Origin of the sequence: Peribacillus deserti, from assembly GCF_002863585.1 — a bacterium.
In the GTDB taxonomy this organism is placed as follows: domain Bacteria; phylum Bacillota; class Bacilli; order Bacillales; family DSM-1321; genus Paraperibacillus; species Paraperibacillus deserti_A.
In genome coordinates this window covers 26,783-37,730 of sequence record NZ_PGUY01000069.1, presented here as the reverse complement: position 1 = coordinate 37,730, position 10,948 = coordinate 26,783, and the positions used below count along the sequence as shown (strand labels likewise).

Below are 10,948 nucleotides of genomic sequence, written 5' to 3'. Positions count from 1 at the left end.
CTTATGACCGAAGGTGTCAGTTCGCAGCTGGACAAATAGAAAAGCGGAGAACGGTGCTTTTCAACAGTAACTTGACCATATGTATACTAATTTTAAAGAAAGCCTTCTTGGAGACCAAGAAGGCTTTTGTTTTAAGGCTATGACTGCATGCTGAGCCGCGCGCCTTCTTCTGCGGATTTTGCTTTTTGAAGCACTTTGTAGGAAGAATAGCCGCTGATTTCCTCAAATTCACCAGTCAGCTTCTTTTCTTCAGCCTTCCCTGGAACAATCTCCTTAAATCGGCGGTACGTATCCATAAACTGCTCTTTCGATATTCCTTTTTCATACGCCTGCTCAACTGATTCAAAAAAATGAATAACAGCAATTGTTTCATCGGTCGACCAGCTATAATCAATTGGGTATTGGTAGTCCATCTATATGTCACCTGCTTTATTGATTTATTGCCGCTGCTATTAAAGTGCCCAATTTCTTCGAATTTCTTCAGCTTGACTGATGATCGCCCGAATCAGATCGCCCGCAGCCGGCTCATCTTGGATTAAACCCATAACCTGTCCGGCCCAGGCAAACCCGTTTTCGACATTACCGTCATAGATGTAATTTTTATTTGCAGTCCCGCTGATATAATCCCTTACATCTTCATACACGGCTCCCTGCTTTTCCAATTCTATCAGCCTTGAAGTCCAGCTGTTGGCTATTGCGCGCGCAGGAGCGCCGAGTGAGCGTTTGATCACAATCGTATCATTTTCAGTTCCCTCTATAAGGGCTTTTTTATACAGAGGGTGAGCATGTACACATTCTTTGGTTGCGATGAACCGTGTGCCCATCTCTATGCCCTCAGCTCCGAGGGCGAGGGCAGCCATTAATCCCCTGCCGTCCCCGATACCACCGGAAGCTATAACCGGGATACTGACAGAATTTACTACCTGGGGAATCAGCACCATGGTTCCGGTATCACTTTTCCCCAGATGGCCTCCGCCTTCCTGTCCTACCACCATTACTGCATCCGCACCGAGCTGCTCGGCTTTTTCTGCCTGCCTTCTTGCGGCCACAAGCACCAGCTTTTTGACGTTTGTACCTTCTAGCATTTTAAAAAAAGGAGCAGGATTGCCGCCCGTAATCGACATAACTTCTATATTTTCTTTGAGAGCAGCCTCAACAAAATGTTCAAAAGGTCTGCCGTGCTGGCCAATAGCAAAATTCACGCCAAACGGTTTATCGGTCAGCTGTTTTGCCTTATGGATCTCGCTGACAAGCTCGTTGGGATTATCCAGGGACATAGCAGTGATCTGCCCTAGTCCCCCAGCATTCGAAACCGCAGCAGCCAGTTCCGCATATGCGAGATAAGCCAGCCCTCCCTGTATGATGGGATATTCAATATTCAATAACTTAGAAACCCTTGTCTGCCACAATAAAAAAACCTCCCCTTTATCCATAAATGCTGAAAAAAACTTAATGAGGATGAACTATCTTCTCTATGCAAAAAACTAAACAAATGCTATAATTCACTTGTTTTGTTAATACTAACAAGGATTAACAGCAAAAGTATACTATTAAGCGAAGAGGTGTTTATGAAATTGACTCAGAACGAAACACCCCTTTTTACCGGATTACTTGAACATGCAAAGAAAAATCCTGTTCAATTCCATATTCCCGGCCATAAAAAGGGACAGGGCATGGATCCTGAATTCAGAGAATTTATTGGAGACAATGCTCTCTCCATTGACTTAATAAATATTGCGCCCCTAGACGACCTCCATTCTCCAAAAGGAATGATACATAGAGCGCACGTCCTTGCTGCTGAAGCATTCGGCGCAGATCACACCTTTTTCTCCGTGCAAGGAACAAGCGGTGCCATCATGACAATGGTCATGTCAGTCTGTGGACCTGGAGACAAAATCATCGTACCACGGAATGTCCATAAATCCGTCATGTCAGCGATTGTGTTTGCAGGTGCGGTACCCGTATTCATTCATCCTGAAATCGACCATAATTTAGGGATATCCCATGGAATCACCACTGACTCAGTTGAAAAAGCCTTAAACCAGCATCCCGATGCAAAAGGGGTATTGGTGATTAATCCAACTTATTTCGGCATTTCTGCTGATTTGAAAAGAATCGTAGAGATTGCCCATTCTTTCAACGTTCCTGTTCTTGTTGACGAAGCCCACGGCGTTCATATTCATTTTCACGAAGATCTGCCTATGTCGGCTATGCAGGCAGGTGCCGATCTTGCTGCAACAAGTGTCCACAAATTGGGAGGTTCTTTAACGCAAAGCTCAATCCTGAATGTAAAAGAAGGATTGGTTTCCGTCAACCGGGTTAAGTCCATCCTGAGCATGCTTACCACTACATCTACATCCTATATCCTGCTTGCATCCCTGGATGTAGCAAGAAAAAGGCTTGCTACAGAGGGCCGTGAACTGATTGAAAAAACCATCAACATGGCAAACTATATCCGCCGAGAAATTAACAATATACCCGAACTCTATTGTGTCGGAGATGAAATTCTGGGTAGTAAGGCTACTTATGATTATGATCCAACCAAGCTGATCATTTCAATTAAGAAGCTCGGCTTAAACGGTTATGACGTAGAAAAATGGCTCAGAGAAAAACACAATATAGAAGTAGAGCTTTCGGATTTATATAACATCCTCTGCATCGTTACTCCTGGTGATACTCAAAAGGATGCCGAGGCTTTAATACATGCCATGAAGGATCTTACTGTAGAATTCAAGAATTATGCAGAAGAACATAAAGAAATCCCTATGATCCTCCCCACCATCCCAGGACTAGCCTTAACCCCAAGGGATGCCTTTTATGCTCAGACAGAAACCATTCCATTTGATGCGTCTGAGGGAAGAATCATTGCAGAATTCATTATGGTATACCCACCAGGCATACCGATCTTTATCCCTGGTGAGATCATCACTAAAGAAAATCTTTACTACATCAAGACCAACCTTGAAGCGGGGCTGCCGGTACAAGGTCCAGAAGACAGTGACCTAAAATACCTCAGAGTGATAAAAGAACAGCAGGCCATTAAATAAAAAAAACCTTGTCAGGCATAAGCCGGGCAAGGTTTTTTTTATATTTATTTATCTTGTTTCCTGCCTCTGTTCATCACTGTGGCAGCAATCGCACTTTGCCGAATACAGAACATTTACCTTTTCATCCTCATAATGATCAATAGTTGTGTTGCAAGTTTGACAAACAATAATCCCCATATTTTCAAACCCCTTTTAAAATGTTTTGGTCACTCATTATGAAAGCGCTTTATACCTTATAAATCTATAATAATATATCACTTTTAAAAAATCAAGGGTTAATTGTATGTAACATTCACAAAAATACTGCCCATTTTTCATGTTGAATTAGTCATACTTTTGTAAAAGTATGTATATATTTAATAAGATTTTTATGGCAGTCCCTTTTTGTTTGACCTAAAAATAATGTAAAAATAGTTATGGCAGTGTTAAAATTAGTTAAATATAAGGAGGTAGTTGTTATGTCTGAAAACGCATACATTAAACTTGTGGACAGCTCCACCCAGCAAACCGTCACTCTTGATGAATTAAAAGAATGGTTCCGCTACTATAAAGACATCACCTCGAAGACGGGCAAGCAGGTAGAATGGAATTACAGCGACAAAGCCTTTCCATATGAAATCAAAGAAACTCCCGAGGACTCCAGCGGTTGGTTTTACCTAGCATCTAGAGAAGACCGCTACAAACATATCATTCTAGGAGTCTCCACAGAAAAAATCCTCTTAGACGACGAAACAGAGAAAATTCAATCTTACATACAAATCACCCTGCCCGAGTCCTCCACCTTTGGGGACAAAGGAAAAGCCAACGAATTCAGCAAATTCCTCGCCAAAAAACTAAAAGGCGAACTCCACCTCTTTAACGGGCGGGTCATGTATTACTATCCAAGGAGATAAGGGGCCACAGCCGCAGGCGCGGCTGTTTTGATTTGGCAGCGGATTCTGCAGTTCCTAGGGTGAGGTTCTTAATAAGGTATTGTGTTACTGCCTCCGCGCAAATAGATATTACTTAGCGCATATTTGATTTGCTTAACGCAATTTACGAATATACGCGCAATAAATTGTTAGCGGATGCTTTAGTTCCGATTGAAAATGAGGTTTAGCGCAATTAATTTTTTATACGCTACAATTATTTGGCTATACGTAGCAATTATTTCGTTATACGTTACAATTATTTTTCAGCTCCCCTTATAAGGAAGTAATATGAACCATAAACAGGAGTGATCTATGTGATTATAAAAGTTAGACAAGTTCCCGATATGGTAATCAAAACCGAAACATTGTTAAGGAGGTTGAGCAACAATCACCCGAAGCGTTCAATTATCGAAGCAGAATTATCAAAAAGGCTGGCAGGATATAAGGGAGAACAGTCCATAGAGTATTATTTGAATCAGCTGCCTCATAAAGATTATTTTATTTTTCATGATGTAAGGCTGTTTATAGAAGGATATTACTTTCAAGTTGATTCTCTTATACTCTCCCCTTACTTTGCTCTAATCCTAGAAATTAAAAATATCTCGGGGACTTTATATTTTGAAGGGAATTATAGTCAGCTTATTCGGACTTATAATAACAAAGAACAGGGGTTTCCTGATCCTATCCTTCAATCAGAACGTCAACGGTTCCAGTTCATGTCCTGGCTACAATTGAATGGCTATCCTTCTATACCAGTCGAAAATTTAGTGGTAGTAAGCAACCCTTCATCCATCATAAAGTCCTCACCTGAATATCCAACGAGCATAGAAAGAGTTTGTCATGCAGCAAAACTGCTCACAAAAATAAATGAATACAAAAACATTTACACAAAAAAATTAATAAATCTACATAACTTGAATCAATTAAAGGAAGCGATAGTTCACAATCATACAGTCTTAAATATTAATGTGTTAGAAAAATATAAAATTCATGAAGATGAGCTTGTTAAAGGGGTGTATTGTCCCGGATGTAAACATAACTTGATGGAGCGAGTAAAACGTACGTGGTTTTGCAGCAAATGCTGCCTATATTCTAAAGATGCTCACATTAAAGCTGTTGAGGATTATTTTATGCTTTTTAACGGAACCTTTACAAATAGTCAATTTAGAAAGTTTATTAACTTGAACTCAAGGCATATTGCATCAAGATTACTAGCCACAATGAACCTCCCCACCACAGGCTCCACAAAAGGCACAGTCTACCACCAGCCCCCTGCCTCAAAGTAAAATTCAATAACCCCACTCGACCAATTAATTATTGCAAGGCATTCACAGATTAATTAATTATTTCAAGGCCAAGCCCTGATTATTTAAGACAAACATAATAATCTCACGACCACAAACCTAATCAAACCCGCACCGGCACAAAACTATGCAGACAAAGAGTGATCAAGCCATGGCACACCAGGCTTGTACATGTGATGATGAGTGTTCGTTTGTTGGATTTTAAGATGGTTTTTCCTATGATGAGTGCGAGGTAGCAGAAGATGATGAACATGGTGATTTTGTAGACAATCCGGTCATGGTTGGAAAGCCATTCGGCCAGTGTGTATCCACTCCAGACTATGGTCTGGAAAAGGAAGACTATATAACTTTTCAAGTGTCCTCAGCTCCAATTCGCCTATCCTGAATCTTCATATATTATGTGTATTACAGCTTGGACATTTTCATGAGGATTCATTTGCAGCAAAGGGTCACCAATACCCTGGTCAGCGCCCCTTCCAGTTCATAAAAAAACACCCTTGCCGGATCCGGCAAGGGTGTTTTTGATGTTCAATTATTTAATGATATGGATTGGCATTCCTAAAGCAACTTCTGCTGTTTCCATAGTGATTTCACCAAGTGTTGGGTGAGCGTGGATAGTCATTGCGATATCTTCAGCTGTCATACCAGCTTCGATTGCTAGACTTAGCTCAGAAATCATGTCAGAAGCACCAGCACCTGCGATTTGTGCACCGATAACTACGCCGTCTTCTTTGGTAGTGATCAGTTTCATGAATCCGTCAGTGCTGTTTAGAGACAATGCACGCCCGTTAGCTGCAAATGGGAATTTAGCAGCAACGATATCAAGGCCTTCTTCTTTGGCTTGCTTTTCAGTGTAGCCTACAGATGCCAATTCAGGATCTGAGAATACTACAGCTGGGATTGCAAGGTAATCGATTTCTGCAGGGTGTCCGCCAATTGCTTCAGCAGCGATTTTACCTTCGTAAGAAGCTTTGTGTGCAAGTGGCGGTCCTTCGACGATATCACCGATTGCAAAGATGTTCTTAACGCTTGTACGGCACTGCTTGTCGATTTCAATAAGTCCTCTTTCAGACTTTTTAACGTTGATTTGCTCTAGGCCAAGTTCTTCAGTGTTTGGACGTCTTCCTACAGTTACTAGAACGTAGTCAGCTTCCACTGTTTTAGTTTCGCCTTTAGCTTCGTAAGTTACTACTACGCCGTTTTCGCTTTCTTCAACACCTTTAGCCAAGGCTTTAGTTACGATTTCTACACCTTTTTTCTTAAGGTTCTTCGCAACCAATGAAGACATTTGCTTTTCAAAACCGGCAAGGATATCATCCATACCTTCAAGGATTGTAACTTTTGTTCCAAAGTTAGCGTATGCTCCGCCAAGCTCTGTACCAATGTAGCCTCCGCCGATTACAACCATTGATTTAGGAATTTCTTTAAGTGCAAGTGCACCAGTAGAGTTGATTACACGGTTAGAATATTTGAATGCAGGCAGTTCAATTGGAGTTGAACCTGTAGCAATAATCGCATTCTTGAACGTGTAAGTCTGTGCAGAATTATCATCCATAACACGGATGCTGTTTTCGTCTACAAAATAAGCTTCACCGCGAACGATGTTAACTTTGTTTCCTTTAAGAAGGCCTTCAACACCGCCAGTAAGCTTGTTTACTACGCTAGCTTTCCAAGCTTGAACTTTAGAGAAGTCAACCTTCACATTCTCTGCAATAACCCCAATGTCTTCTGAGTGAAGAGCATGCTCATAACGGTGTCCAGCAGTGATCAAAGCTTTTGATGGGATACAGCCAACATTTAAGCAGACTCCGCCCATATTTGCTTTTTCTACGATTGTTACTTTTTGTCCCAGCTGTGCTGCACGGATAGCAGCTACATAGCCCCCAGGGCCTGCGCCTATGACAAGAGTATCTGTTTCAATTGGGAAATCTCCTACTACCATTTGTTACCCCTCCATTAACAATAGTTCTGGGTCGTTCAATAGACGTTTGATATGGTTCAATGCATTCTGAGCAGTAGCTCCGTCAATCATACGGTGGTCAAAGCTTAAAGATAGAGCCAATACTGGTGCAGCAACGATTTCACCGTTTAGAACAACTGGCTTTTCTGCAATACGGCCGATACCAAGGATTGCAACCTCAGGATGGTTGATTACAGGAGTGAACCATTGTCCGCCAGCAGAACCGATGTTGCTGATTGTGCAAGAAGCGCCTTTCATTTCTGCAGGAGCTAATTTACCATCGCGTGCTTTACCAGCAAGCTCATTGATTTCGTTAGAAACAGCGAATACTGATTTGCGGTCCGCATTTTTAACGACAGGAACAAGAAGACCTTTTTCAGTATCAGCAGCGATACCGATGTTGTAGTAATGCTTGTGAACGATTTCGCTTGTTGCATCATCAATAGATGTGTTCAACGCAGGGAATTCACGCAATGCACTGGTTAATGCTTTTACTACATACGGAAGGAATGTAAGCTTGATTCCTTTTGCAGCAGCCACTTCTTTGAACTTCTTGCGGTGTGCAACAAGTTTAGTCACATCAATTTCATCCATTAATGTAACGTGTGGAGCTGTGTGCTTAGAATTAACCATTGCCTTAGCGATGGCTTTACGGATTCCGCTCATTTTCTCGCGAGTCTCTGGGAATTCGCCTTCTGGGATTGCTGCGGCTGCAGGTGCTGCTGCTTTTTCTTCTTTAGCTGCAGGTGCTGCAGTTTCAGCGGCTGCTGGTGCTGCTTGTCCGCCTTGTGAGAATGCATCAATGTCACCTTTAAGGATACGGTTGTTGTCGCCAGATCCAGAAACTAGGCGGATATCAACACCTTTTTCACGTGCGTATTTACGAACAGACGGCATAGCGATGATACGGCGGTTAGGATCCACATCAGCTTGAGCTGCTGGTGCTGCTGTCTCTTCCTTCTGGACGTCCTGGCCAGCTTCGCCTGTAGACTGAACTTGTTCTTCAGTAGCCTTGGCACCTTCGTCACCATGATCGTCACCTTTGAATTGAAGGTCTTCATAGCCAGGTGCATCAAACGTAATTAACACGTCGCCAACAACGGCAACAGTGCCTTCGTCTACCTTAACTTCTAATACAGTACCTTCAACTGGGGACGGAATTTCTACTACCGCTTTATCGTTTTGCACTTCGCACAAAACATCGTCTTCTTGTACTTTATCTCCAGGTTTTACAAACCATTTCACTATTTCGCCTTCGCGGATACCTTCACCGATGTCCGGAAGCTTAAATTGAAATGCCATGGATTTGACCTCCTAATATTATCGTAAATTCTTTTTGATTGAAAATAATATAAACTAACTTTTCTTAAAACTTTTTCATTCTTCCATTCCCATGCAAAAGCTCTCTGTTTGAATTCGAGAGAGCTTTTTACACAATGAAAGCTAAAGATTAAAAGTTAAGAACTTTTTTAGCAGTTTCAATGACATCTTTATAGTTTGGAAGCCATACTGATTCTGCTTGAGAGAATGCATATACAGTATCTGCAGCCGCAACACGCAATACAGGTGCTTCAAGGCTTAATACCGCACGCTCCATGATTTCGCTGATTACATTACTAGCGATACCAGCCTGGCGCTGTGCTTCTTGTACAACAATCGCACGGCCCGTTTTCTCAACAGAAGCAATGATTGTATCAACATCAAGAGGCATGATTGTACGAAGATCAATAACCTCAACTGAGTGGCCTTCTTTTTCAAGCTCTTCAGCAGCCTTAAGAGATTCGTGAACCATAGCTCCGTAAGTGATGATAGAAAGGTCAGAACCTTCACGTTTTACAGCTGCTTTACCGATTGGAAGAGTATACTCTTCTTCAGGAACCTCTTCACGGAAAGCACGGTATAATTTCAAGTGCTCAAGGAAGATAACTGGATCGTTATCACGGATTGATGAAATTAAAAGTCCTTTTGCATCATATGGAGATGATGGGATAACCACTTTTAATCCTGGTGTTTGAGCCATAAGGCCTTCTAAGCTGTCTGAGTGAAGTTCAGGAGTATGAACGCCGCCCCCGAATGGAGAGCGCACTGTAATAGGCATATTGTAGCGGCCGCCAGAACGGTAGCGCATACGTGACATTTGGCCGGCAATGGAATCCATTACTTCAAATACGAATCCGAAGAACTGGATTTCAGGAACCGGACGGAATCCTTGAAGGGAAAGACCGATAGCCAGACCGCCGATACCAGATTCAGCAAGCGGAGTATCAAATACTTTATCTTCACCGAATTCTTTTTGAAGTCCGTCAGTTACACGGAACACACCGCCGTTTACACCTACGTCTTCTCCAAATAACAATACATTTGGATCGTTTTTGAGTTCATTGCGCAATGCATCATTGATTGCTTGAACCATTGTCATTTGAGCCATGGCTTACTTCGACTCCTTTTCTTTATAAATTTCATACTGTTCTTTCAAGTTGTTAGGCATTTCTTCATACATGATTTCCATCAAGTCAGTTACCTTTTGTTTAGGCTCTGCGTCCGCTTCCTTGATAGCATTTTTAATGTCTTCTTTCGCTCTTTCAATGACTTCATTTTCCATATCTTCGTTCCAAAGCTTTTTGCCTTCAAGGAATTTACGGAAACGAACTAAAGGATCTTTTCTTTCCCACTCATTATCAAGATCAGAAGTACGGTAGCGTGTTGGGTCATCCCCAGCCATTGTATGCGGGCCGTAACGGTACGTAAGTGTTTCGATAAGTGTTGGACCTTCTCCATTTACTGCTCGTTCGCGGGCATCGCTCACAGCTTTGTAAACAGCCAGTGGATCCATTCCGTCTACCTGGATTCCTGGGATACCTGCAGCAACAGCTTTTTGAGCAATAGTTTTAGCAGCAGACTGCTTTTCAACAGGAGTTGAGATCGCAAAACGGTTATTTTGAACAACAAAGATTGCTGGAGCTTTGAACGCACCTGCAAAGTTGATTCCTTCGTAGAAATCACCTTGTGAAGCTCCGCCGTCACCTGTATAAGTGATCGCTACTGATTTAGCGCCCCGCTTTTTCATTCCAAGTGCAACACCGGCTGCCTGGATGATTTGAGCACCAATGATAATTTGAGGAGAAATTACATTTACTCCCTCAGGAATCTGGTTTCCTTTGAAATGACCGCGAGAGAATAAGAACGCTTGTGACAATGGAAGACCATGCCAGATTAATTGAGGAACATCACGGTATCCAGGAAGAATGAAATCTTCTTTTTCTAATGCGAACTGGGATGCAAGCTGTGAAGCTTCCTGTCCGGCAGTCGGCGCATAGAATCCTAGACGTCCTTGACGGTTAAGTGAAATAGAACGCTGATCAAGTATACGAGTGTATACCATGCGCTTCATCAATTCCTGAAGCTGCTCATCAGAAAGTTCAGGCATTTCTGCTTCGTTTACAACTTCTCCTTCTTCATTAAGAATTTGAAGTGTCTGAAATTGGTTTTCTACAGCTTCAAACTGTTCTTTGACATCAAATTGTGCTGCCTTCTGTGCTTTACCAGCCATCTGTGCCACCCATCCTTTCAAATTAAAAGGTTTTTATATAAAGCATTTACATGATATTAAAGTCTAGGATATCCACCCTATTTTACAGCCAATACACTATTTTCCACTATATGTAGGAGCGAAACATCCCCGCTTATTGTCATGCTGTTGAATTAACCCTGTATCTATAAAATCAA

General features: G+C 42.0%; 10 protein-coding genes. 3 read left to right on the top strand and 7 right to left on the bottom strand.

What is annotated here, in order from left to right:
- Positions 1-137: 137 nt before the first annotated feature.
- Both CUU66_RS20840 and CUU66_RS20835 read right to left on the bottom strand, forming a co-directional pair.
- The gene (locus CUU66_RS20840) at positions 138-413 is read right to left on the bottom strand and encodes a UPF0223 family protein (RefSeq protein WP_101645323.1); all 276 of its coding nucleotides are present in this window, start codon (positions 411-413) and stop codon (positions 138-140) included.
- A gap of 39 nt (positions 414-452) precedes the next feature.
- A complete protein-coding gene (locus CUU66_RS20835) occupies positions 453-1,433 on the bottom strand; it encodes an NAD(P)H-dependent flavin oxidoreductase (RefSeq protein ID WP_101645322.1) in 981 nt (326 codons plus the stop codon).
- A 141-nt stretch (positions 1,434-1,574) separates the two neighbouring features.
- On the opposite strand from CUU66_RS20835, the gene CUU66_RS20830 reads away from it, so the two are divergent.
- A complete protein-coding gene (locus CUU66_RS20830) occupies positions 1,575-3,047 on the top strand; it encodes an aminotransferase class I/II-fold pyridoxal phosphate-dependent enzyme (protein WP_101645326.1) in 1,473 nt (490 codons plus the stop codon).
- A 48-nt stretch (positions 3,048-3,095) separates the two neighbouring features.
- On the opposite strand, the gene CUU66_RS20825 is transcribed toward CUU66_RS20830, so the two are convergent.
- Positions 3,096-3,224, bottom strand: coding sequence for a GapA-binding peptide SR1P (locus CUU66_RS20825; protein ID WP_101645321.1), 129 nt, complete (start codon positions 3,222-3,224; stop codon positions 3,096-3,098).
- A gap of 281 nt (positions 3,225-3,505) precedes the next feature.
- Between CUU66_RS20825 and CUU66_RS20820 the strand changes: the two genes are divergently transcribed.
- The gene (locus CUU66_RS20820) at positions 3,506-3,940 is read left to right on the top strand and encodes a DUF1885 family protein (RefSeq protein WP_101645320.1); all 435 of its coding nucleotides are present in this window, start codon (positions 3,506-3,508) and stop codon (positions 3,938-3,940) included.
- 332 nt (positions 3,941-4,272) lie between these two features.
- Positions 4,273-5,244, top strand: a complete 972-nt coding sequence (locus CUU66_RS20815; protein WP_101645319.1) for a nuclease-related domain-containing protein — start codon at positions 4,273-4,275, stop codon at positions 5,242-5,244.
- Positions 5,245-5,794: 550 nt separating this feature from the next.
- Here CUU66_RS20815 and lpdA read toward each other — a convergent pair.
- The 4 genes from lpdA to pdhA form a co-directional block, all read right to left on the bottom strand.
- On the bottom strand, positions 5,795-7,204 hold the full coding sequence (gene lpdA, locus CUU66_RS20805) for a dihydrolipoyl dehydrogenase (protein ID WP_101645317.1): 1,410 nt from the start codon (positions 7,202-7,204) through the stop codon (positions 5,795-5,797).
- A 3-nt stretch (positions 7,205-7,207) separates the two neighbouring features.
- Positions 7,208-8,524 (bottom strand): dihydrolipoamide acetyltransferase family protein, encoded by a 1,317-nt coding sequence (locus CUU66_RS20800; RefSeq protein ID WP_101645316.1) that lies wholly within the window; start codon positions 8,522-8,524, stop codon positions 7,208-7,210.
- A 148-nt stretch (positions 8,525-8,672) separates the two neighbouring features.
- On the bottom strand, positions 8,673-9,650 hold the full coding sequence (locus CUU66_RS20795) for an alpha-ketoacid dehydrogenase subunit beta (protein ID WP_101645315.1): 978 nt from the start codon (positions 9,648-9,650) through the stop codon (positions 8,673-8,675).
- A gap of 3 nt (positions 9,651-9,653) precedes the next feature.
- Complete coding sequence (gene pdhA / locus CUU66_RS20790) at positions 9,654-10,772, bottom strand: pyruvate dehydrogenase (acetyl-transferring) E1 component subunit alpha (protein WP_101645314.1); 1,119 nt, start codon at positions 10,770-10,772, stop codon at positions 9,654-9,656.
- Between the last annotated feature and the right edge of the window lie 176 nt (positions 10,773-10,948).

Coding starts and splice junctions, on each gene's coding strand:
- CUU66_RS20840 (WP_101645323.1), bottom strand. CDS start 413: ATGGACTACCAATACCCAATTGATTATAGCTGGTCGACCGATGAAACA.
- CUU66_RS20835 (WP_101645322.1), bottom strand. CDS start 1,433: ATGGATAAAGGGGAGGTTTTTTTATTGTGGCAGACAAGGGTTTCTAAG.
- CUU66_RS20825 (WP_101645321.1), bottom strand. CDS start 3,224: ATGGGGATTATTGTTTGTCAAACTTGCAACACAACTATTGATCATTAT.
- CUU66_RS20820 (WP_101645320.1), top strand. CDS start 3,506: ATGTCTGAAAACGCATACATTAAACTTGTGGACAGCTCCACCCAGCAA.
- lpdA (WP_101645317.1), bottom strand. CDS start 7,204: ATGGTAGTAGGAGATTTCCCAATTGAAACAGATACTCTTGTCATAGGC.
- CUU66_RS20800 (WP_101645316.1), bottom strand. CDS start 8,524: ATGGCATTTCAATTTAAGCTTCCGGACATCGGTGAAGGTATCCGCGAA.
- CUU66_RS20795 (WP_101645315.1), bottom strand. CDS start 9,650: ATGGCTCAAATGACAATGGTTCAAGCAATCAATGATGCATTGCGCAAT.
- pdhA (WP_101645314.1), bottom strand. CDS start 10,772: ATGGCTGGTAAAGCACAGAAGGCAGCACAATTTGATGTCAAAGAACAG.